The sequence below is a fragment of the Pseudomonas sp. MPFS genome (assembly GCF_022537035.1).
Classification (GTDB): domain Bacteria; phylum Pseudomonadota; class Gammaproteobacteria; order Pseudomonadales; family Pseudomonadaceae; genus Aquipseudomonas; species Aquipseudomonas sessilinigenes.
The window spans coordinates 826,527-849,838 of record NZ_CP066123.1; the positions used below are offsets into that span (position 1 = coordinate 826,527).

Genomic DNA, 23,312 nt, shown 5'->3' on the forward strand with positions numbered 1-23,312 from the left:
AAAAGTTTCCATCGTTCACGCAGCTCTTTGATCGGTCCGGCTGCCAGCGTTCCGCGACAGTGCTAAGGTTCCGCCCTGGCTTTTTGCATTCTCCAAGGAAATCCTTTATGCCGGACGCCTCGTCCCTCAACCCTGGTTTCATGGTGGTTCATGGTAACCGCCTGGACGAGTTGCGCAGCCTGGTCGTCAGTTGGATGCGGCGCTACCCGCTAGCGCCCTTGGAGAATGAAATTGCCCTGGTTCAGAGCAATGGCATTGCCCAGTGGTTGAAGCTGGCCCTGGCCGAAGACCCCGAAGACGATGATTCCGGTGGCTGCGGCATCGCCGCAGCCATCGATGTACAGTTGCCCGGCAGTTTCATGTGGCAGCTGTATCGCCTGGTGCTGGGACGGGATGAAATCCCCCCAAAATCTCTGTTGGACAAGGCCCCGCTCACCTGGCGCCTGATGCGTCTATTGCCGGAGTTGATCGACGAGCCGCATTTCGAGCCTCTGCAACGTTTCCTGACCCATGACAGCGATCTGCGCAAACGCTACCAACTGGCCGAGCGCTTGGCTGACCTGTTCGACCAATACCAGGTATACCGGGCCGATTGGCTGGAGGACTGGGCCGCCGGGCGGCATCAGTTGCGCAACGTTCGAGGAGAGCCCAAGGCCTTGCCTCCCGCCAACTGCTGGCAAGCCGAGTTGTGGCGAGCGCTGCTCCTGGACGTGGGTACCGAAGGCATGGCCCAGAGCCGAGCAGGTGTGCACCAGCGCTTTATCGAGCGAATCAACAGCCTCGACACCACCCCCCAGGGGCTGCCACCGCGAGTGATAGTGTTCGGGATCTCGTCACTGCCGGCCCAGGCCCTGGAGGCACTGGCAGGTTTGGCTCGCTTTAGCCAGGTACTGCTTTGCGTGCACAACCCCTGTCGCCACCACTGGGCTGACATCGTCGCCGACAAGGACCTGCTGCGGCATCAGTACAAGCGCCAGGCGCGCAAGACCGGCATGCCCCTGGCGCTCGACCCGCAAACCCTGCACCAGCATGCACACCCCCTATTGGCCGCCTGGGGCAAGCAAGGTCGTGACTACATCAATCTCTTGGACAGCTACGACGACCCCAACAGCTATCGCGCAGCCTTTCGCGATGGACGGATCGACCTGTTCAGCGAGACCCGCCCCCTCAGCATGCTCCAGCAATTGCAGGACGACATTCTCGAACTGCGCCCTCTCGATGAAACCCGCGAGCTATGGCCCGAGGTCGATCTCCAGCAGGACTCGTCGATCCGCTTCCACATTGCCCACAGTGCCCAGCGCGAGGTGGAGATTCTCCACGACCAGCTGTTGGCCCGCTTCAGCGCCGATCCCGAGCTGCGCCCTCGCGACGTGATCGTCATGGTTCCGGATATCGACAGTTATGCTCCGCATATCCGCGCCGTATTCGGCCAGCTGGAACGCGATGACCGACGCTTCATTCCCTTCACCCTGACCGACCAGGGGCAACGTGGCCGCGATCCGCTGCTGATCGCCGTGGAGCACTTGCTGAAACTGCCGGACAGCCGCTTCCCGGTCAGCGAGATTCTCGATCTGCTGGATGTCCCGGCCCTGCGCGCACGTTTCGGTGTCGACGAAGCCGACTTGCCGACCCTGCATCGCTGGATCGAAGGTGCTGGTATCCGCTGGGGCATGAATGCCGAACAGCGAGCCGAATTGGGGCTGCCCGAGGAGCTGGAGCAAAACAGCTGGCGTTTCGGTCTGCGGCGCATGCTGTTGGGGTATGCCGTTGGCCGTTCCGATGCCTGCGCCGGTATCGAGCCCTATGATGAGATCGGTGGCCTGGATGCCGCCCTGATCGGTCCGTTGGTGGCCTTGCTCGATGCCCTGCAACTGGCCCATGAGCAGCTGTGCCAACCTGCCGTGCCTGGTCAGTGGGGCGAACGCTTGCACCACCTGCTGGAGCAGTTCTTCCTGGCCAGTACCGAGCATGACGATTACTTGCTGGGCCAACTGGAAGACCTGCGTGAAACCTGGCTGGAAACCTGTGAGTCGGTGGGCCTGCAGGATGAACTGCCCTTGACCGTGGTACGGGAGGCCTGGTTGGCGGGCCTCGACCAGGGACGACTGTCCCAGCGCTTCCTGGCCGGCGCAGTGAACTTCTGTACCCTGATGCCGATGCGTGCCATCCCCTTCAAGCTGGTGTGCCTGCTGGGCATGAACGATGGCGACTACCCGCGGGCCCAGCCCCCCCTGGACTTCGACCTGATGGGCAGCGACTACCGCCCGGGCGACCGCTCTCGGCGTGAAGACGACCGCTACCTGCTGCTCGAAGCCTTGCTCTCGGCGCGTGACCAGCTCTACATCAGCTGGGTCGGCCGCAGCATCCGTGACAATAGCGAGCGCCCGGCCTCCGTGCTGATCGGCCAGTTGCGCGATCACCTGGCCAGTGGCTGGCGAGCGCTGGATACACCTGGCGCCCTACTGGAAGAAATGACCCAGGAGCATCCGCTGCAACCCTTCAGTGCCCGCTACTTTCATGACGACGATCCGCTGTTCAGCTACGCCCGGGAGTGGCAAGTGCTGCATCAGGCCCCACAGGAGCAGGACACGCTTGTGCGCCTGGAGCCCTATGCCCAGGACGAGCCCCTGAGTGTGGCCCAGTTGCAAGATTTCCTGCGCCACCCGGTACGGCATTTCTTCAGCCAGCGGCTCAAGGTGTTCTTCGAAGCGATGGAGGCGCCCTTGGCCGATGAAGAACCCTTCGTCCTTGATGCCCTGCAACGCTACAACCTGAGCGACAGCTTGCTGGAGGCTGCACTGGGCGACGCCCGGCAACCCGAGCATGCGCTACAGGCTCAGGCCCAGCGACTGCAGGCCAGCGGCTTGCTGCCCATGGCCGGTTTCGGTGAGTGCCTGCAACGGGAGTTGATGGAACCCCTGCCGGACTTGTTGCAGCGCTACCAGCAATTGCTGGCCCTATGGCCAACCCCGCTTGCCAGCGCACTGCCGGTGAGCCTGGACTTGCAAGGTGTCCGAGTGGAGGGGTGGTTAAGCGGTTTGCACCAGCGTGCGGATAATGGGCTGTTGGCCGTGACCGCCATTGCCAATGGCATCGGCTCCAGCAAGACCCGCAAGTGGCACCGACTGATCAAACCCTGGATCAATCACTTGCTGGCCTGTGCCAGTGGCTACTGCCTGACCACGGCACTGGTGGCGAGCGACGACAGCCTGCTGCTCGCCCCGCTCGAGCAAGAGATGGCCCGCCAGGTCCTGGGCGAGATCTTGCAAGCCTGGCAGGCGGGCATGCGCCAACCCCTGCCCGTGGCCGTCAAGACGGCCTTTGCCTGGTTGGGGCAGAGCGATCCGGACAAGGCCGCCGCCGCGGCGCGCAAGGCCTATGACGGTGATGGGCAGAATAGCCAGGGCGAGCGCCGCGAAAGTCCGGCGCTGGCCCGCCAGTTTGCCGACTACAACGCATTGATCGCCGATGAAACCTTCAGCGGCTGGGCCCAAACGCTCTATCGCCCGCTACTCAACGCCCCATGGCGTTCAGCCCTCGGCGAGGAGGCCGGAGCATGACTGGACAACGCCCCCTGGCCCTGGCTTTTCCGCTGCACGGCAGCCAGCTGATCGAGGCCAGTGCCGGTACAGGCAAGACCTTCACCATTTCCGCGCTCTACCTGCGCCTGGTACTGGGCCATGGCGGTGAAGCCGAAGGTTTTGGCCGCGAGCTGCTGCCGCCACAGATCCTGGTGGTGACGTTCACCGACGCCGCGACCAAGGAACTGCGCGAGCGTATCCGCACCCGCCTGGCAGAGGCCGCACGCTTCTTGCGTGAAGAAATCCCGGCCCCGGACAGCCTGATAGAGCAGTTGCGCGAGCAATACCCCCCCGAGCAATGGGCCGCCTGTGCCAATCGCCTGGATATCGCAGCCCAGTGGATGGACGAGGCGGCGGTCTCCACCATCCACAGTTGGTGCCAGCGCATGCTGCGCGAACACGCTTTCGACAGCGGCAGCCTGTTCACCCAGACCCTGGAGACCGACCACAGCGACTTGCTGGGCCAGGTCCTGCGCGATTACTGGCGATTGTTCTGCTACCCCCTGCAAGGCGACGCACTGAACTGGGTGCGTAGCCATTGGGTGGGGCCGGCCGAGTTGCTGCCCCGGGTCCGGGCGATGTTCGGCAATGAGCGGCGCGGGCCGATGGAGCAGACGCCAGCCGAGTTGATCGAGGCCAGCCTGCAAGAGCGCCGCGAAGCCCTGGTGCAGATCAAGGCACCCTGGCGCCAATGGTCTGCGCAATTGCGGGATATCTGCCTGCAAGGGGTGGCCAGCAAGAGCGTCGATGGACGCAAGATGCAGGCGCGTTATTTCGAGCCCTGGTTCGACAAGATCGACGCGTGGGTCGATGACGAGAGCCTTGAGCAACTGGATATCGGCACCGGTTTCAGCCGCCTGACTCCAGAGGGCATGAGTGAGGCCTGGAAGAGCGACGCCCCAAGCCATCCCGGGCTTGAGGCGATGGCCGGACTCAAGGCCAGCCTGGAGGCCTTGCCCAGCCCGGATGCGGCGGTGCTGCAACATGCTGCGCAATGGGTCGGGGCACGCTTTGAGGAAGAGAAGCGCCGCCGTGCCGAGATGGGGTTCGACGACATGCTGCTGCGCCTCGATGGCGCCTTGCAGAGCGATGGCGGCGAGCGTTTGGCGAGCCTGATCCGCGAGCAGTTTCCGGTGGCCTTGATCGATGAGTTCCAGGATACCGATCCGGTGCAGTACCGCATCTTCGAGAGCATCTATCGCATCGAAGACAACGACCCGACGACCGGGCTGTTCCTGATCGGCGACCCCAAGCAAGCGATCTACGCCTTTCGCGGTGCCGATATCTATACCTACCTGCGGGCGCGCCAGGCCACCAGTGGCCGCCTGCATAGCCTGGACACCAACTTCCGCTCCAGCCAGGCCATGGTCAGCGCGGTCAACCACGTGTTCCTGCATGCCGAGCAGCGCCAGCAAGGGCGAGGCGCTTTCCTGTTTCGCCAGCCCGATGGCCAGAACCCGGTGCCGTTCCTGGCCGTGGCGGCCCAGGACCGCAAGGAGCGCCTGCTGGTCGATGGCCAAGCCGTACCGGCACTGAATTTCTGGTTGCTGCCTTCGGAGCAACCGTTGTCCGCAGCCCAGTATCGCCAGCACCAGGCCGCGTCCTGTGCCAGTGCCATTGTCGGCCTGCTCAATGGCGGCCAGCAGGGCCGCAGTGGTTTTGCCCGCGGCCCGCAAGAGCTCGAAGGCCTGCTGCCGGCGGACATCGCCATCCTGGTACGCGACGGCAAGGAGGCCCAGGCCATCCGTGCCGAACTGGCCGCCCGCGGGGTGCGCAGCGTGTACCTCTCGGACAAGGACTCGGTGTTTGCCGCCCAGGAAGCCCGCGACCTGCTGGTGTGGCTCAAGGCTTGTGCCGAGCCGGACGTGGAGCGTCCGCTGCGTGCCGCCCTGGCGTCCTTGACACTGAACCTGCCCCTGGTGGAACTGGAGCGCTTGAACCAGGACGAATTGGCCTGGGAAGCGCGAGTCATGCAGTTCCGTGGCTATCGGGCGATCTGGCGGAGCCAGGGCGTGCTGCCGATGCTGCGCCGCCTGCTCCACGACTTCCAGTTGCCCCAGGCCCTGATGGCCCGCAGCGATGGCGAGCGGGTACTGACCAACCTCCTGCATCTGTCCGAATTGCTGCAGCAGAACGCCGCCGAGCTCGATGGCGAGCAGGCGCTGATCCGCCATCTCACCGAACACCTGGCCTTGTCCGGGCAAGCGGGTGAGGAGCAGATCCTGCGCCTGGAAAGCGATGAGCAATTGGTAAAGGTGGTCACCATCCACAAATCCAAGGGCCTGGAGTACCCCCTGGTGTTCCTGCCGTTCATTTGCTCCACCAAGCCGGTGGACGGCAGCCGCCTGCCGCTGCATTACCACGATGCCGCCGGCAAGCCCCAAGTCAGCCTGCGCCCTAGCGCAGAGCTGATCGCCCAGGCTGACGACGAGCGCCTGGCCGAGGACCTGCGGCTGCTCTATGTCGCCCTGACCCGGGCCCGGCATGCCTGCTGGCTGGGAGTCGCCGACCTCAAGCGCGGTAACCACAGCAACTCGATCCTGAATCTCTCGGCCCTGGGCTACCTGTTGGGCGGCGGCGCGCAGTTGAACGAGTCCACTGGCTTGCAGCGCTGGTTGCTGGATCTGCAGCAAGGCTGCGATGCCATCGCGGTGGCCGAGTTGCCGCCCGCTGATGACCAGCGTTTCTATCCGCCGCGCAACGAAGCCCGCCTGCTGGCTGCGCTGGCTCCCGTGCGCCGGGCCGCGGAGGACTGGTGGATCGCCTCCTATAGCGCCTTGCGGATCAGCGACACCCTGGGTGTGGGCAGCCAGGCCCCGGACGATCCCCAGGCACAAAAGTTGTTCGATGATGAACGCCTGGACCCCGAGGCGCCTCGGGAGGTCGTCGCCAGCAGTGGCGATATCCATCGTTTCCCCCGCGGGCCGAACCCCGGCACCTTCCTTCATGGCCTGCTGGAATGGGCGGGTGGCGAAGGCTTTCGTGCGTCCCCCGAAGCGATCACCGATGCGGTCGCCCGCCGTTGCAATCGCCGGGGCTGGGAAGGCTGGATCCCGACCCTCAGCGATTGGTTGCAGCAGGTGCTGCAAGTACCCTTGCCGGCGGGAGAGGGGCAGCCGCCCGTGGTGCTCGGGCAGTTGGTCCAGTATCGGGTGGAGATGGAGTTCTGGTTCGCCAGCCACAAGGTCGATGTACTCAAGCTCGACGAACTGGTGCGCCAGCAGACGCACCAGGGGGCGCCCCGGGTGACTGCCGAGCCCGTGCTGCTCAATGGCATGTTCAAGGGCTTTATCGACCTGACCTTCGAGCACCACGGCCGCTACTACGTGGCCGACTACAAGTCCAACTGGCTGGGCGTCGATGACGCCGCCTACACCGAGCAGGCCATGGAACAATCGATCCTCGACAATCGCTATGACCTGCAGTACGTCCTGTACCTGCTGGCCCTGCACCGACAGTTGAAGGCCCGCCTGGCCGACTACGACTACGACCGGCACATGGGCGGGGCTTTGTACCTGTTCCTGCGGGGCACTCAGGCGGCCAGCCGGGGCCTGTACTTCACCCGCCCGCCGCGGCAGTTGATCGAGCGCCTGGACCTGATGTTCCAGGGCCAGGCCGAGCCGCCCAGGGTCGAACCTGCCTGGGAACAGGGAGTGCTGCTATGACCCCGGATCTGTTCGCCTCCCTGGACGAGCCGGAGCCGGCCTCCCAGGGCCAGGCCCCCTTGAGCCGTGCCGCTGACCTGCTGCAGTTGCTCGACCTATGGGTGGCACGGGGTTGGCTGCGGGCCCTGGACAAGGCCTTCGTGGCCTTCCTCCATGAACTGGACCCGGAGTGCGACCCATTGGTGCTGATGGCCGCGGCCCTGAGCAGTCATCAACTGGGGCACGGACATGTCTGCCTGGACCTGTTCGAAACCCTCAAGGAGCCGGACTTCGCCCTGTCATTGCCCCCCGAAGGGGACGCGCAGAATGGCGCGCCGGCGCTGCCTTCCCAAGTCCTGGCCGGCCTTGAGGGCGCACACTGGTGCAAGGTCCTGGCCGGTAGCCGATTGGTCGCCCTGGCTGCGGACCACGGCGAGGGTGCGCGACAGCGGCCCCTGGTTCTGTCGGGCAAGCGCCTGTACCTGCGGCGCTATTGGGCCTATGAGCGACGCATAGACAACGCCCTGCGCCAGCGCCTGGCACAAACCGAGGCAACACCCGAGCATCTGGCCCGGCGCCTTGACGAGTTGTTCGGCGCAGCCAGGGCCAGCGGTCCGGTCGACTGGCAGAAACTCGCCTGTGCCCTGGCCACGCGAGGGGCCTTCAGCATCATCACCGGAGGCCCGGGCACCGGCAAGACTACCACGGTGGTCCGCCTGCTGGCCCTGCTCCAGGGGCCGGCAGTGGAGGTTCGCAAGCCCCTGCGCATCCGCCTGGCAGCCCCCACCGGCAAGGCCGCGGCGCGGTTGACGGAGTCGATCAGCCTGCAGGTGCGCTCCTTGTCGGTGGCCGATGAGGTGCGGGAAAAGATCCCCAGCGAAGTGACCACCGTGCACCGCCTGCTGGGCAATCGCCCGGGGACCCGGCACTTTCGCCACCATGCCGGCAATCGCCTGCCACTGGATGTGCTGGTCGTGGACGAGGCCTCGATGATCGATCTGGAAATGATGGCCAACCTGCTCGATGCCTTGCCCATCCATGCACGCCTGGTGCTGCTGGGGGACAAGGACCAGTTGGCCTCGGTGGAGGCTGGAGCCGTGCTGGGTGACTTGTGCCGGGATGCCGAGGCGGGCTGGTACAACCCGCAGACCCGCGCCTGGCTCGAGACGGTCAGTGGTGAAGACCTGGCCACCAGCGGCCTGCAGGAAGATCACGGGCACCAGCACCCCCTGGCGCAGCAGGTGGTGATGCTGCGTCACTCCCGGCGCTTTGGCGAAGGCAGTGGCATCGGCCAGCTGGCACGCTGGGTCAATCAGCAACAGGCCGACGAGGCCCGGCGCTTGCTGGCGGCCCGCAGCCATGGGGACTTGCATGGCCTGAGCCTCAAGGGTGAACAGGACCGGGCCCTGGAGCGGCTGTTGCTCGAAGGCCACGGCGAAGGGCCGCAAGGCTATCGCCATTACCTGAATGTGCTGCGCAGCCAGCGTCCACCGGTTGGTACCGGCCTGGAAGATCGGCGTTGGACCGATTGGGCACGCAACGTCCTGCAGGCCTTCGACCGCTTCCAGCTGCTCTGTGCGGTACGCAAGGGGCCTTGGGGCGTCGAGAGCCTGAACCAGCGCATCACCCAGGCACTGTTCAAGGCCCGGCTGATCGAAAGCGACCAGCAATGGTACGAGGGCCGTCCGGTCTTGATGACCCGCAATGACTATGGCCTGGGCCTGATGAATGGTGATATCGGCATTGCCCTGCGCTTGCCGGAACAGGACGGCAGCGAGGCGGGCCGCCAGGTGCTGCGCGTGGCCTTCCCGCGCAACGATGGCCAGGGCGGCGTGCGCCTGGTGCTGCCGAGCCGGCTCAACGACGTGGAAACCGTCTACGCCATGACTGTGCACAAGTCCCAGGGCTCGGAGTTCGCCCATACCGCGCTGATCCTGCCCGATGTATTGAATCCGGTACTGACCAAGGAGTTGATCTACACCGGCATCACCCGGGCCAAGGATTGGTTCAGCCTGATCGAACCCCGTGCCGGTGTCTTCGAGGAGGCGGTGCGACGGCGGGTCAAGCGCCTGAGCGGATTGATGCTGGAGCTGGACTGAGGCCGGGCTTCCAGGCATGGTTGCACCGCGTCGATCTCGCGGCATTTTCCAGGGCTGTGCTATCGTTGCGGCATCATCTTCGTGAAAATCAACGAGATTCCCTGCATGGACGTGGCTGTCTTGAGGACAGAGCGCATTTTGCGGTGGCGGCAGTACGTGCTGGCGACCATCCTTTGCCTGTTCAGCCTGTTGGCCATCGCACAGCCCGAACCCTCGGCACCGGCCAGCCTGGCCGAACAGCGGGCCAAGGCAGTGACCCAAGTGGTGCTGGGCATCCTCAGCTATGCGCGCTGGCCGGTCGAGCCAGCGCAGTTGCGTCTTTGCGTGGTAGGTCCCACCGAATACACCGACGATCTGCTCAAGGGGGCCACCCAGGCTACCGGACGCCCGGTGCAGGTGCGTCGGTTACTGGCCAGTAACGCGGCGATCGCCAGCGAGTGCGATTCAGTCTACGTCGGCAAGCTGGGGACTGAGCAGCGTACTCGCTTGTTCAGCTCGTTGACCGGGCAGCCGGTGCTGAGCATCAGCGAGGGGGGCGACCAATGCACCGTGGGCAGCCTGTTCTGCCTGCGAGTCAGCGACAGCCAGGTATCGTTCGAAGTCAATCTGGACTCAGTGGCGCGCAGTGGGGTGAAGATCCATCCCAGTGTGTTGCAGTTGTCCCGTCGGCGTCCGGCGGAGCCATGAAACTGTTCAAGTCCAACTCCCGCCCTACCTTGCGGTCGGTCATTGGTCGCGGCCACCTGATCGTTGCCCTGTTGGCGATCTCCATGGCCAGCCTGTCCCTGACCGGCCTTGGCGTACTGGCCCTGCGGGTGTATGCCGACCACAACCTGCACCTGATCGCCCGTTCCATCAGCTATACGGTGGAAGCTGCCGTGGTGTTCCACGATAACGTCGTGGCCACCGAGGCCCTGGCGCTGATCGCTTCCACCGAAGAGGTGGCCGACGCCAAGGTCTACGACAGCCAGGGGCAGTTGCTGGCCAGTTGGCAGCGTCCGGACAGCGGTTTCCTGACCAACCTGGAAATGCACATCGCCAGCACATTCCTGGAAAAACCCATCAGCGTGCCGATCTATCGCCAGGGCCAGGAGATCGGCAGCGTCAATGTCACCGGCCATGGCGGCAGCCTGTTGCGCTTCCTCTTCAGCGGGTTGGTGGGCATCGTGCTGTGCATCGCCCTGAGTGCCTGGGCCGCCCTGTACCTGGCACGCCGGCAACTGCGCGATATCACGGGCCCGCTACGCAGCCTGGCGGACGTGGCCCACGCGGCCCGACGCGAGCGTGCCTTCGACCAACGGGTGCCGCCGGCGCAAATCGCCGAGCTGGACAACCTGGGCAATGACTTCAACGCCCTGCTCGATGAACTGGAGGTCTGGCAGACCCACCTGCAGAGCGAGAATGAGACCTTGGCCCACCAGGCCAGCCATGACAGTTTGACCGGCCTGCCTAACCGGGCCTTCTTCGAGGGACGGCTGATCCGCGCCCTGCGCAGTGCCAACAAGCACAACGAACACATGGCGGTGCTGTTCCTGGACAGCGATCGGTTCAAGGAAATCAACGACAATTTTGGCCATGCCGCCGGGGATGCGGTGCTGGTGGCCGTGGCCACGCGGATTCGAGCGCAACTGCGCGAGGATGACCTGGTGGCGCGCCTGGGTGGCGATGAATTCGCGGTGTTGTTGACGCCCCTGCATCGGGTGGAGGATGCCCAGCGCATCGCCGACAAGATCATCAGCAGCATGGAGATGCCGATCCAGTTGCCAGGCAGCCTGTCGATCCTGACATCGCTGAGCATCGGCATCGCCGTGTATCCGGAGCATGGCGCCACTCCGGGCAGTCTGTTGAATGCCGCCGACGCGGCCATGTACCAGGCCAAGCGAGGCGCGCGAGGCGGGCAGCACACAGTGGGGGCGGAGTCCCCCGTCGTCCAGGTTCAAAACAGGAGCTAACTCCCTTGTTCTCAATGACACAACGTTCGGTTCGACTTTTCGGTGCCCTGGTGTTCATGGCCTTGCTGGCCTTGACGGGCTGCCAGAGCGTGCCACCCAAGGGCCTGACCCCGAAGCAGATCGCGGTGCTGAAACAGGAGGGCTTCGAACTGACGGATGAAGGCTGGGCCTTCGGCCTGTCGGGCAAGGTGTTGTTCGGCAGTGATATAGAGAGCTTGAACCCGGCCAGCACCCAGATCGTCCAGCGCATCGGCAAGGCCTTGCTCAGTGTCGATATCCAGAAGGTGCGGGTCGACGGCCACACCGATGCCTCCGGCAAGGAGGCCTACAACACGCAGCTCTCCATGCGCCGGGCCAAGAGCGTGGTCAAGGTCCTGACCCAGGTCGGCATGCGCGAAGAGAACATCCAGTTGCGCGGCCTTGGCAGCAGCGAGCCGGTGGCCTCCAACAGCACCCCGGCCGGGCGTACCGAGAATCGTCGGGTGTCGATCGTGGTGATCGCCGACTGAGCGGCGATCCATCCAGTCGCGGCTGTAGTCCTACGGCCGCTTCGCCAGGCCGATCGGTGACCGATACGGCATGGCGGCACAAGGCTAGGGGGCACTGAACGACATGCTTCGAGTGTCCCCCATCAACAAGGGCTGGTTCTGCTCGGTCACCTCGCGGATGTAATCCCATAGCAGTGTGATGCGCTTGAGCTTGCGCAGGTCCTCGCGGCAGTACATCCAGAATTGCCGGGTCAGGTTGATTTCCTTGGGCAGCACCGGCAGCAAGCGTGGGTCCTGGGCCGCCAGGAAACACGGCAGGATCGCCAGCGAGCGGCCCTGCTGCGCCGCCACGTACTGGGCGATGACGCTGGTGCTGCGCAGGTGGGCGCTGGCCCCGGGGACCACGTTGGCCAGGTACAGCAGCTCGGAGCTGAAGGCCAGGTCGTCGACATAGCTGATGAACTGATGCTCGCCCAGGTCGCTGGGGCGGCGGATCGGCGGATGGCGATCGAGGTATTCCTGGGTGGCGTACAGCTGCAGGCGGTAGTCGCACAGCTTGCAGCACACGTAGGGCCCATGTTCCGGACGCTCCAGGGCAATGACGATGTCGGCTTCGCGCTTGGACAGGCTGATGAAGTGCGGCAGTGGCAGGATATCCACCGAAATCGCCGGGTAGGCGTCGAGGAAATGGCTGAGCTGCGGGGTGATGAAGAAGGTGCCGAAACCTTCGGTGCAGCCCATGCGCACATGCCCGGACAGCGCCACGCCGGAGCCCGAGACCTGCTCGCAGGCCATGTGCAGGGTGCTTTCGATCGACTCGGCATACCCCAGCAGGCGCTGGCCCTCGGCAGTCAGGACGAAGCCGTTGGTACGGGACTTTTCGAACAGCAGGGTGCCCAGGGCGGTTTCCAGCGAGCCGATGCGCCGTGACACCGTGGTGTAGTCCACCGCCAGGCGCTTGGCCGCGCTGCTGGCCTTGCGAGTACGTGCCACCTCCAGGAAAAACTTCAGGTCGTCCCAGTTCAGGGTGCTCAGCGAGGTGATGTTTTTTTGCATGATGGACCGGATTTTATGTGCGTTCTTATTAGAAGTTTGCACATCTATACTCCAAAAACAGTCCGATACCAACTCGCGACTCCCCTCTTTCAAGGCGCTGCAACGCCTTGGTTCCCTGCATAAGAACTCAAGAAGTCAGGAGACCCCATGAACGCTCCCCTCCAGTCCGGCGGCACTACCCTGCAGCAGGTCAAATTGCTGATCGACGGCCAATGGGTCCAGTCCCAGACCCAGGAATGGCATGACATCGTCAACCCGGCGACCCAGGAAGTCCTGGCCAAGGTGCCGTTTGCCACCGCTGCCGAAGTCGATGCCGCGATCGCTGCGGCCCAACGTGCCTTCCAGACCTGGAAGCTGACGCCGATCGGCGCGCGGATGCGCATCATGCTCAAGCTCCAGGCCTTGATCCGTGAGCACTCCAAACGCATTGCCCAGGTCTTGAGCGCCGAGCAGGGCAAGACCATCGCCGACGCCGAAGGTGACATCTTCCGCGGCCTGGAAGTGGTGGAGCATGCCTGCTCCATCGGCACCCTGCAGATGGGCGAGTTCGCCGAGAACGTCGCCGGCGGCGTGGACACCTACACCCTGCGCCAGCCTATCGGCGTGTGCGCGGGGATCACCCCATTCAACTTCCCGGCGATGATTCCGCTGTGGATGTTCCCGATGGCCATCGTTTGTGGCAACACCTTCGTCCTCAAGCCTTCCGAGCAAGATCCGCTGTCCACCATGTTGCTGGTGGAGCTGGCGCTGGAAGCGGGAGTCCCGGCCGGCGTGCTCAACGTGGTCCATGGTGGCAAGGACGTGGTGGATGCCCTGTGCGTGCACCAGGACATCAAGGCCGTGTCCTTCGTCGGCTCCACCGCCGTCGGCACCCATGTCTATGACCTGGCGGGCAAGCACGGCAAGCGCGTGCAATCGATGATGGGCGCCAAGAACCACGCCGTGGTGCTGCCCGATGCCAACCGTACCCAGACGGTCAACGCCTTGGCCGGTGCGGCGTTCGGCGCGGCCGGCCAGCGGTGCATGGCCACCTCGGTAGCGGTGTTGGTGGGCAAGGCCCGCGAATGGCTGCCGGACATCAAGGAGGCCGCGAGCAAGCTCAAGGTCAACGCCGGTTGCGAGCCGGGTACCGATGTCGGCCCGGTGATCTCCAAGCGGGCCAAGGAGCGCGTGCTGGGCCTGATCGAAAGCGGTATCAAGGAAGGCGCCAAGCTGGAGCTGGACGGCCGTGACGTCAAGGTTCCGGGCTACGAGCAGGGCAATTTCGTTGGCCCGACCCTGTTCTCCGGGGTGACCACCGAGATGCAGATCTACACCCAGGAAATCTTCGGCCCGGTGCTGGTGGTGCTGGAGGTCGACACCCTCGACGAGGCCATCGCCCTGGTCAACGCCAACCCCTTCGGCAACGGCACCGGCCTGTTCACCCAGAGCGGCGCGGCGGCACGCAAGTTCCAGAGCGAAATCGACGTTGGCCAGGTGGGGATCAACATCCCGATCCCGGTGCCGGTACCGTTCTTCAGCTTCACCGGTTCGCGCGGTTCCAAGCTCGGCGACCTGGGTCCGTACGGCAAGCAAGTGGTGCAGTTCTACACTCAGACCAAGACCGTCACCAGCCGCTGGTTCGACGATGACAGCGTCAACGACGGTGTGAACACCACTATCAGCCTGCGTTGAGGAGCCTGACATGAACATTGCATTCATCGGCCTGGGCAACATGGGCGCGCCCATGGCCCGCAACCTGATCAAGGCCGGCCACCAGCTGAACCTGTTCGACCTGAACCAAAGCGTGCTGGCCGAGCTGGCGCAACTGGGCGGGCGCATTGCCGCCTCGCCCAAGGCCGCCGCCGAAGGCGCCGAACTGGTGATCACCATGCTGCCGGCCGCCGCCCATGTGCGTAGCGTCTGGCTGGGTGAGGACGGCGTGCTGGCGGGCATCGCCCGTGGCGTGCCAGCGGTGGACTGCAGCACCATCGACCCGCAGACCGCTCGCGATGTTGCCGCCGCTGCGGCCAAGCAGGGCGTGGCCATGGCCGACGCCCCGGTTTCCGGCGGCACAGGCGGCGCCCAGGCTGGCACCCTGACTTTCATGGTCGGCGCGGGTACCGAGCTGTTCGCCGCCCTGCAGCCGGTACTGGCGCAGATGGGGCGCAACATCGTGCACTGCGGGGAAGTGGGCACTGGGCAGATCGCCAAGATCTGCAACAACCTGCTGCTGGGCATCTCGATGATCGGCGTCAGCGAAGCCATGGCCCTGGGCGATGCCCTGGGTATCGATACCAAGGTGCTGGCCGGGATCATCAACAGCTCCACCGGGCGGTGCTGGAGTTCCGACACCTACAACCCGTGGCCGGGAGTGATCGAGACCGCGCCCGCAGCGCGTGGCTACACCGGTGGTTTTGGCGCCGAGCTGATGCTCAAGGACCTGGGGTTGGCCACCGAGGCCGCCCGTCAGGCCCATCAGCCGGTGGTGCTGGGCGCGGTGGCCCAGCAGCTGTACCAGGCCATGAGCCAGCGCGGGGAAGGTGGCAAGGACTTCTCGGCCATCGTCAACAGCTACCGCAAGCCGCAGTAGCCCTTTGCGTGGCGGGGGCCAAGCCCTCGCCACGAATACCGTCTCATGATCGTAGCCCCCCGAATGGGGGCGTTTCCGGGAATCCGCGTCGGGCGGCTTCCCGTTTTTTTTGCCCGCTCAGTTGGGCCGGCCAGCCGGAGTGCGTGGCGGCGGATTGAGGCGGGTGTCGAGGCCGAAGCGCTCCTGGATCACCACCTGGTACAACCCCTTGGCCAACAGCGGATTGATCAGGATGTTCCAGCTGTGGCGCGAGACGGAGGAAGGCACCAGTACGAAGGGATGCTCGGCCAGTAACTGGTCGGCGAATTGCTGCTGGCCGGCGCTGGGAATGCCCGGCACCAGCCAGTTGGGATTGGGCACGCTGCCTTCGTCCAGGCGGTAGATGGTCGACGGGTCGTGGATCAGCGCCCCGGTCAGCACATGGGGCACCTGGTCGAGCGCGGCAAAGCCCTTATGCACGGCCACCTCGAGGATCGCCGTGGCAGGGTCGGCGCTGCCATATACGGCCTTGACCCCCTTGGAGTTCCAGCGCCCGCCGCACAGCTCGGCACCGATGCCGCTGTCCCAGCTGTCGGCGTGCTGCGCGGCGTCCAGGCGCCAGAAGTGAACGGCACTGCTGCCGGGGATGCTGATCACTGATAGACCCCGTATTCCAGGCGGGTGAGGAACTCATCCACCAGCTCGAATCCGATGGGGTTGGTCAGCAGGTCCACCGGCTTGTGGCCGTCCAGGGCCATCACCGGCTTGGCCATCCAGTCCTGGGCCTGTTCGCTGCTGCCGAAGACCTCCTGGGCCTTGGACAGCACCTGGGCGAAGCGTACCGCCCGGGCGCTCTGCTCCGGGTTCAGCGGTTCGTCGGGGGTCTTCAGGCGCCGGTGCAGGGTGCGCTCGGACAGGCCGATGATCTTGGCCAGGACCTGTTCGTCCTTGAGCATGGGGACCGAGGAGACGAACTTGACGATTGCCGTCAGCGGAATGCCTTCCTCGGTCAGGCGATAGATCGAGATACGGTCGTCGAACCGTGCCCGGCCACCGAGCAGGATGTCCGAGGTTCGATCCTTCAATACGGGCTTGCCGCGTCGTTTTACGGCGATGTCGCTACCGGTCAGTGCAACCATGGGCCTTACTCCTGCCTTTGCCATTTGGCAGGGATTATATAGACATTTGGCAAGCAGCGCTGAGCCGGGCGTCGGCGGCCCGGACTCGCCGCTGGCAGGCCTCAGGCGAAGACGAAGTACTTGCGTACCGTCTCCACGACTTCCCAGGTGCCCTTCATGCCGGGCTCGACCACGAAGATATCGCCGGCGCGCAAGTGGATGGGAGCCAGGCCGTCCGGGGTGATCACGCAATAGCCTTCCTGGAAGTGGCAGTACTCCCACTTCTCATAGGCCACCCGCCATTTGCCGGGAGTGCAGATCCAGGTGCCCATGATCTTGCTGCCATCTTCGCTGGTGTAGGCATTGAGGTTGACGGTGTGCGGGTCGCCTTCGAGTTTTTCCCACTTGCAGGCGTCCAGGACCGGCAGTGGATGGGTATCGCGCAGAACGGTAATGGGCTTGGGCATGCTGTGCTCCTGACAGATCGAGAACCAGAGGCCGCACCCTATAGCGCCCGGCGCCCATGGGGTTGTCTGTACTCGACACCGGGGTATCCAGAAGCGCTGCGGCCCTGCTCGCGATGACTGGCAAAGGGGGAGCCGGTGGCCGGCGGGCTTGAAAGATTCATCGGATAAACCAGGTTTTGTTAGCAGTTCTTGCGAAATACCTGAAGCTGACCGAGTTATTTCGCAAGAATCTTTACCGGCTTCGCTCGTATTATGCAGTCTGGACCGACCAAGAGCCATGCCCATGGAACATACACCCCGTTGGTGGGATATCAGCCCGCCCTTGAGCACCGCGACCCCGACCTGGCCGGGAGACACGCCATTCCAGGAAGAACGTGTCTGGCATTTCGGGCCCGAGTGTCCAGTGAACATCGGTCGGATCACCCTGTCGCCCCACACTGGCGCCCATGTCGATGCCCCGCTGCATTACCGCCCTGATGGCCTGCCTATTGGCGAGGTGCCGCTGGATGTCTACATGGGGCCGTGCCGGGTCCTGTATTGCCTGGAGAGCGGTCCGCTGGTGCAACCCGAGGACCTGCAGGGGCATCTGGACAATCTGCCCCAACGGGTACTGCTGCGGACCTATCGCCAGGCTCCGCTGGACACCTGGGACTCAGGCTTCACCGCTGTGGCCGAGGCCACCATCGAGCTGCTGGCCCGTCTCGGTGTGCGCCTTGTCGGTATCGACACCCCCTCCCTGGACCCCCAGCAGTCCAAGACCATGGATGCCCACAATGCGGTCGCCCGGCATGGCATGGCGATCCTCGAAGGGGTAGTGCTCGACGAGGTGCCTGAAGGCGACTACGAACTGATTGCCCTGCCACTGCGCTTTGCCCACCTGGACGCCAGTCCGGTGCGGGCGATCCTGCGCCCGTTGGCCGATTGATTCCTACAATAACTATGACGGCGGGCCATTCGTGCACCCTTGCCCAGGCAACGGTGTGGGCCCCAGCCGACCGAGACGAGGAGCCCACGCGATGAGCCAATGTCCTTTTTCAAGCAATCCACCGGATGAATGGCATAACGCCCAGCTGAATTTCTCCGACTCCATGAGCTACGGCGACTACCTGGATCTGGGGCGCATCCTCAGCGCCCAGCATCCGTTGTCGCCAGACCACAACGAGATGCTGTTCATCATCCAGCACCAGACCTCCGAGCTGTGGATGAAGCTGATGCTCCACGAACTCAAGGCCGCCCGTGAGCAGGTGCGCCAGAGCCAGCTGGCGCCGGCGTTCAAGATGCTGGCGCGGGTCTCGCGGATCTTCGACCAGTTGGTGCATGCCTGGGCGGTGCTGGCCACCATGACCCCTTCGGAATACAAGTCCATCCGCCCGTACCTGGGCCAGTCCTCGGGCTTCCAGTCGTTCCAGTACCGCGATATCGAATTCATCCTGGGCAACAAGAGTGCGGCGCTGTTGCGTCCCCATGCCCACCGTCCCGAGCTGCTGCAGGCGCTGCAGGAATCCATCGCCACTCCGTCGCTGTATGACGAGGCGATCGCCCTGATGGCCCGCAGCGGCCTGGACATCGATCCGCAGCGCCTGGCGCTGAACAGCACCAGCGCGACCCAGCACGATCCCTCGGTGGAAGCGGCCTGGCGCGAGGTATACGGTGATCCCTCGAAGTATTGGGACCTGTACCAGCTGGGCGAGAAGTTCATCGACCTGGAAGACTCCTTCCGTCAATGGCGCTTCCGCCATGTGACCACGGTGGAGCGGATCATCGGCTTCCAGCCGGGCACTGGTGGAACCGAGGGCGTGGGTTATCTACGCAAGATGCTCGATACCGTGCTGTTCCCCGAGTTGTGGCGAGTGCGCTACCCGCAATGACCCAGACCAACGCCCCGCCAGCCGGGGCGTTTTCATTCCTGGCATCGCCCATTCGCTTCTCGTGCCTGTCCTGGCGCCTGCGACAGCGGCCAGGCAGGAGGTGACCGCAAAGGTGGCCGGCGCTAAAGTGGCTGCCCAAAATCGATGCTTTCACTTTCCTGGGCAGACCGCATGAGCCGTACCTTCGAACTTGAAACCCTGAACATGCGGCTCAATGACCCGGAGTTCCAGGCATTGGACCTGCATCAGCGCATCCAGCGGGCGCTGTGCGGGCTGATCCTCGATGGAGCCCTGGCGCCGGGGCTCAAGCTACCGGCGAGTCGGGTCCTGGCCAAGTCCCTGGGGGTATCGCGCGATACCGTGGAAAACGCCTACGTACAGTTGCAGCGCGATGGCTTCATCGTCCGGCGCGAGGGCTCCGGCAGCTATGTCTGCCAGGCCATTGGCGCGCAGTTGCGCGGAGCGGCCCGCAGGCGCCTGCGCTTGCAGGAGCCGCCACGCAGCATCCGGGAGCCTGGGGGCGGCTTGAGTCGTCGGGGGCGGACGCTGTTCGAACGCGGTGGGGTCGCGGACCAGCAGGTGGTCAAGGCCTTTGCCACCGGCTTGCCGGAAACCCGCAGTTTCCCGGTGCAGGTCTGGGAGCGCTTGCAACGCCAGGTGCTGCAGGAGTACCGGGGCAATGTCTTGCTGCATGGCGACCCACAGGGGGCCGAGCCCTTGCGCAAAGCCATCGCCGCCTATCTGAACCTGGAGCGTGGAGCCAAGGTGCAGCCGGGGCAGATCCTGGTGTTGAGCAGCACCCGCCAGGCCTTGTTCCTGTGCGCGCAACTGCTGGTGGACGCTGGCAAGCCGATCCTGATGGAGAACCCGGGGTATTTTGGCGCCCGCAAGGCGTTCGAGGCCGCCGAGGTGCGCATCGTCCCCATCGATGTCGATGAACAGGGCTTGCGCACCGATCTGCTGCGGGCCGATCGCAGTGGTGCCCGCTGTGTCTATGTCACGCCATCGCATCAGTATCCCAGCGGGGTCACCCTGTCCCTGGAGCGCCGGCTGGAGTTGATCCGCTGGGCCGCCGAGCACGATCGCTGGATCATCGAGGACGACTACGACAGCGAGTTCCATTACGACGGCCTGCCGACCGCCTGTGTCCAGGGCCTGGACGCGTATCAGCGCACCCTGTACATCGGCACGTTCAGCAAGACCCTCTATCCCGGCCTGCGCATGGGCTACATGGTCCTGCCCGAGGAGTTGGTGGCGCCCTTCAGTGCGGCCCGCAGCATCATGGACGGCCATACCCCGCAGATTCTCCAGCTGACCCTGGCGCGGTTCATGGAGCAGGGGCACTACAACGCCCACGTGCGGGCCATGCGCAAGCTCTACGCGGGACGCAGGCAGGCCATGCTCGACGCCATCGGGCGGCATTTGCAAGGCATCGCCAGGGCCTTGCCGCCGCCGGGAGGCCTGCAGATTCCCTGCCTGTTGGAGCCGGGCTGGAGCGAGGAGCACACCCAGCGCCGGGCAGCGAGTATCGGCATGCAGTTACCCGGCCTTGGCCGGCTGTATGTCGGCGAGCACAGGGAACAGGGCTGGTTGCTGGGCTACGCCTCCTTGAGTGCCCATGAAATCGAAGCCGCGATGGAGCGCCTGGGACAGGTTCTGCGCAAGCCCTAGGGCAATTTTCAGGGCTGGGCGCTCGCGGTGTCGCGAGCCCCGGGCCGACCGTGCATCAGCCAGTGCGCGGCCAGGCCCGCCAGCAACCCCCAGAAGGCACCGCCGACGCCCAGCAGGCTGACATTGGCGACCGTGGCAAGAAAGGTGATCAAGGCTGTTTCCCGGGTCTTGGCATCGGCCATGGCATTGGCCAGGCTGCCACCGATGGCACCCAGCAGCGCCAGGCCGGCCAGGGTGCCGATGAAGGCCTTTGGCAACACCATGAACAGGCTCGCCAGCGTCACACCGAAAGTGCCCACCAGGATGTACAGCAGCCCGCAGGCGATACCGGCGAGGTAGCGCTTGCCCGGGTCCGGATGGGCGTCCGGGCCGGTGCAGATGGCCGCGGTGATAGCGGCCACGTTGAAGGCGTGGGCACCGAATGGCGCCATGATCAGCGAGCCCAGGCCGGTGACCGTCAGCAGCGGGTTGGCACTGGTCTTGAAACCGTCGTTGCGCAGCACCAGCATGCCAGGCATGTATTGCCCGGTCAGGGTAATGACGAACAGTGGCAGGGCCACGCCGAGCAGGGCCGGCAGAGAAAACTGCGGTGGGGTGAACAGCGGTGTGGCCAGGCTCAGTTGCACGCCAGCACCGTCGATCCGTTGCTGGACGATCAACAGCGCCAGGCCGATCCCGAGGATGCCGACTACGGCAAAGCGCGAGGTGAAGCGCCGCAGCAGTGCATAGGAACCCAGCAGCACGGTCACCAACAGGGGATCGACGCTGGCGCCGCCAAAGGCATTGATGCCAAACGGCAAGAGGATTCCGGCCAGCAGCCCGGCGGCGATCCCCTTGGGGATCAGCTGCACCAGCCGTTCGAAGGCCCCGCATGCACCCAGGATGATGAAGCCCAGGGCCGAAACCAGGTAGGCGCCGATCACCTCGGCGTAGGGGGTCACAGGCAGGACCGTGGCCAGGAAGGCCGCTCCGGGGGTCGACCAGGCCGTGATGACCGGTGCCCGATAGCGCAGGCTCAACCACAGGCCGCTGACTCCGACCCCTACCGACACTGCCCAGACCCAGGAGGCCGTCTGGGCTGGCGACAGGCGGGCCAGCTCGGCGGCCTGCAGCACCAGGACGAACGTTCCACCGTAGTTCACCAGCACCGAAATCAGCGCGGCCACGGTGGGTGAGAAAAAATCGGCAGGCCTGAGCCCCTCGGTCGTTCTATTCATGCGCCATTCTCCATCCAGGGTGAGCCCCGGTCCTGAAGCTCCGGGAGGCGCTGATTCTAGAGAGCTGGCGGAGGGTCGTTTCAGGCCGCTTGAGAGGGTTGGGGCAGACCACTTTGTGGTGCGCATGAAAAAGCCCGGCCTTGGATCCAGGGCCGGGCTTTCAGGTCTTGCAGGGGCCACCCGCTAACTTAGCGCAGGGCTGCCTGTTCGGTTTTTTTCGCCTGGCTCAGGCGGTAGAACACCCAGATCAGCAGGACCCAGACCGGGATCGCGTACACCGAGGCACGGATGCCCGGGATCATCAGCATCACGCCGATGATCATGACCATGAAGGCCAGGCACAGGTAGTTGCTCAGTGGCGACCAGAAGGCCTTGAAGGACGGCACCACGCCTTGCTCGGCCATGGCCTTGCGAAAGCGCAGGTGGGTCAGGCTGATCAGCGCCCAGTTGATCATCAGGGCCGCCACCACCAGGGCGAACAACAGCTCCAGGGCCTCATGGGGAGCCAGGTAGTTGACCAGCACGCAGAGCAAGGTGATCAGCGCGGAGATACCCAGGGCCAGGATCGGCACGCCTTGCTTGTTGAGCTTGGTCAACGCCTTGGGCGCATCGCCCTGCTCGGCCAAGCCGTAGAGCATGCGGCTGTTGCAGTACACGCCGCTGTTGTACACCGAGAGCGCGGCAGTCAGGACCACGAAGTTGAGGATCTGCGCGGCGGTATCGCTACCGATCAGCGAGAAGATCTTCACGAAGGGACTGCTGCTGTAGGCGTCGCCGCCGGAATTGAGGCTGACCAGCAACTCGTCCCACGGGTACAGGGAGAGCAGCACCGCCAGGGCGCCGACGTAGAAGATCAGTACCCGGTAGACCACCTGGTTGATGGCCTTGGGAATCACTTTGCGCGGCTCGCTGGCCTCGGCCGCGGTGATGCCCACCAACTCCAGGCCGCCGAAGGAAAACATGATGAAGGCCATGGCCATCAACAGGCCGTTGCCGCCATTGGGGAAGAAGCCGCCGTGGGACCACAGGTTGCTCACCGAGGCCTGGGCCCCGCCACTGCCGCTGAAGAGCATGTAGCAGCCCAGCAGGATCATGCCGACGATGGCGACGACCTTGATGATGGCGAACCAGAACTCGGCTTCACCGAAGAACTTCACGTTCATCATGTTGATCAGGTTGACCAGCACGAAGAACACCGCCGCGCTGACCCAGGTAGGAACCTCCGGCCACCAGAACTGGATGTATTTACCTACCGCAGTGAGCTCGGCCATCCCCACCAGCACATACAGCACCCAGTAGTTCCAGCCGGCGAGGAAGCCGAAGTAGCCCCCCCAGTACTTATGGGCGAAATGGCTGAAGGAGCCGGCCACTGGCTCTTCGACGATCATCTCGCCCAGCTGGCGCATGATCAGGAAGGCGATGAAGCCAGCGATCGCGTACCCCAGGATCATCGAGGGCCCGGCGGACTTCAGGACCCCGGCCGAGCCGAGGAAGAGTCCGGTCCCGATCGCCCCGCCCAGGGCGATCAATTGGATATGGCGGTTTTTCAAGCCGCGCTTGAGTTCACCCTGCTTCAAGGTTTGATCCACTAACTTGCGCT

General features: G+C 64.5%; 17 protein-coding genes. 11 read left to right on the forward strand and 6 right to left on the reverse strand.

Features of this window, described 5'->3' with window-relative positions; genetic code table 11:
* Positions 1–107: 107 nt before the first annotated feature.
* The 6 genes from recC (at position 108) to I9018_RS03680 (ending at position 11,785) form a co-directional block, all read left to right on the forward strand.
* Entirely contained in the window at positions 108–3,560 is a 3,453-nt protein-coding gene (gene recC / locus I9018_RS03655; protein WP_241108758.1) for an exodeoxyribonuclease V subunit gamma, read from the forward strand.
* Positions 3,557–7,246 (forward strand): exodeoxyribonuclease V subunit beta, encoded by a 3,690-nt coding sequence (gene recB, locus I9018_RS03660; protein ID WP_241108759.1) that lies wholly within the window; start codon positions 3,557–3,559, stop codon positions 7,244–7,246. Before recC ends, recB begins: the two co-directional genes overlap by 4 nt.
* Entirely contained in the window at positions 7,243–9,324 is a 2,082-nt protein-coding gene (gene recD, locus I9018_RS03665) for an exodeoxyribonuclease V subunit alpha (RefSeq protein WP_241108760.1), read from the forward strand. Before recB ends, recD begins: the two co-directional genes overlap by 4 nt.
* 105 nt (positions 9,325–9,429) lie before the next feature.
* Complete coding sequence (locus I9018_RS03670) at positions 9,430–10,011, forward strand: YfiR family protein (protein ID WP_241108761.1); 582 nt, start codon at positions 9,430–9,432, stop codon at positions 10,009–10,011.
* On the forward strand, positions 10,008–11,276 hold the full coding sequence (locus I9018_RS03675) for a diguanylate cyclase (protein ID WP_241108762.1): 1,269 nt from the start codon (positions 10,008–10,010) through the stop codon (positions 11,274–11,276). The genes I9018_RS03670 and I9018_RS03675 overlap by 4 nt, the downstream gene beginning before the upstream one ends.
* A gap of 14 nt (positions 11,277–11,290) precedes the next feature.
* Entirely contained in the window at positions 11,291–11,785 is a 495-nt protein-coding gene (locus I9018_RS03680) for an OmpA family protein (protein ID WP_241110105.1), read from the forward strand.
* A gap of 84 nt (positions 11,786–11,869) precedes the next feature.
* On the opposite strand, the gene I9018_RS03685 is transcribed toward I9018_RS03680, so the two are convergent.
* On the reverse strand, positions 11,870–12,820 hold the full coding sequence (locus I9018_RS03685; protein ID WP_068577383.1) for a LysR family transcriptional regulator: 951 nt from the start codon (positions 12,818–12,820) through the stop codon (positions 11,870–11,872).
* A gap of 147 nt (positions 12,821–12,967) precedes the next feature.
* Between I9018_RS03685 and I9018_RS03690 the strand changes: the two genes are divergently transcribed.
* Positions 12,968–14,494 (forward strand): CoA-acylating methylmalonate-semialdehyde dehydrogenase, encoded by a 1,527-nt coding sequence (locus I9018_RS03690; RefSeq protein ID WP_068577385.1) that lies wholly within the window; start codon positions 12,968–12,970, stop codon positions 14,492–14,494.
* A gap of 10 nt (positions 14,495–14,504) precedes the next feature.
* Entirely contained in the window at positions 14,505–15,392 is an 888-nt protein-coding gene (mmsB, locus tag I9018_RS03695; protein ID WP_124345681.1) for a 3-hydroxyisobutyrate dehydrogenase, read from the forward strand.
* Positions 15,393–15,509: 117 nt separating this feature from the next.
* On the opposite strand, the gene I9018_RS03700 is transcribed toward mmsB, so the two are convergent.
* The 3 genes from I9018_RS03700 to I9018_RS03710 all read right to left on the reverse strand — a co-directional run bounded on the left by I9018_RS03700 (position 15,510) and on the right by I9018_RS03710 (position 16,956).
* Entirely contained in the window at positions 15,510–16,028 is a 519-nt protein-coding gene (locus tag I9018_RS03700) for an RES domain-containing protein (protein WP_068577389.1), read from the reverse strand.
* On the reverse strand, positions 16,025–16,510 hold the full coding sequence (locus tag I9018_RS03705; protein WP_083235739.1) for an antitoxin Xre/MbcA/ParS toxin-binding domain-containing protein: 486 nt from the start codon (positions 16,508–16,510) through the stop codon (positions 16,025–16,027). Before I9018_RS03705 ends, I9018_RS03700 begins: the two co-directional genes overlap by 4 nt.
* 101 nt (positions 16,511–16,611) lie before the next feature.
* Positions 16,612–16,956: a cupin domain-containing protein gene (locus tag I9018_RS03710; protein WP_068577391.1), complete on the reverse strand. Its 345-nt coding sequence runs from the start codon at positions 16,954–16,956 to the stop codon at positions 16,612–16,614.
* 283 nt (positions 16,957–17,239) lie between these two features.
* Between I9018_RS03710 and kynB the strand changes: the two genes are divergently transcribed.
* The 3 genes from kynB (at position 17,240) to I9018_RS03725 (ending at position 20,495) form a co-directional block, all read left to right on the forward strand.
* Positions 17,240–17,881, forward strand: coding sequence for an arylformamidase (kynB, locus tag I9018_RS03715; protein WP_068577392.1), 642 nt, complete (start codon positions 17,240–17,242; stop codon positions 17,879–17,881).
* Between the two features lie 91 nt (positions 17,882–17,972).
* Entirely contained in the window at positions 17,973–18,824 is an 852-nt protein-coding gene (gene kynA / locus I9018_RS03720) for a tryptophan 2,3-dioxygenase (RefSeq protein WP_068577394.1), read from the forward strand.
* A 171-nt stretch (positions 18,825–18,995) separates the two neighbouring features.
* Positions 18,996–20,495: a PLP-dependent aminotransferase family protein gene (locus I9018_RS03725; protein ID WP_068577396.1), complete on the forward strand. Its 1,500-nt coding sequence runs from the start codon at positions 18,996–18,998 to the stop codon at positions 20,493–20,495.
* Between the two features lie 8 nt (positions 20,496–20,503).
* On the opposite strand, the gene I9018_RS03730 is transcribed toward I9018_RS03725, so the two are convergent.
* Both I9018_RS03730 and I9018_RS03735 read right to left on the reverse strand, forming a co-directional pair.
* Entirely contained in the window at positions 20,504–21,712 is a 1,209-nt protein-coding gene (locus tag I9018_RS03730) for a benzoate/H(+) symporter BenE family transporter (protein ID WP_068577398.1), read from the reverse strand.
* 188 nt (positions 21,713–21,900) lie between these two features.
* Complete coding sequence (locus I9018_RS03735; RefSeq protein ID WP_068577400.1) at positions 21,901–23,301, reverse strand: amino acid permease; 1,401 nt, start codon at positions 23,299–23,301, stop codon at positions 21,901–21,903.
* Between the last annotated feature and the right edge of the window lie 11 nt (positions 23,302–23,312).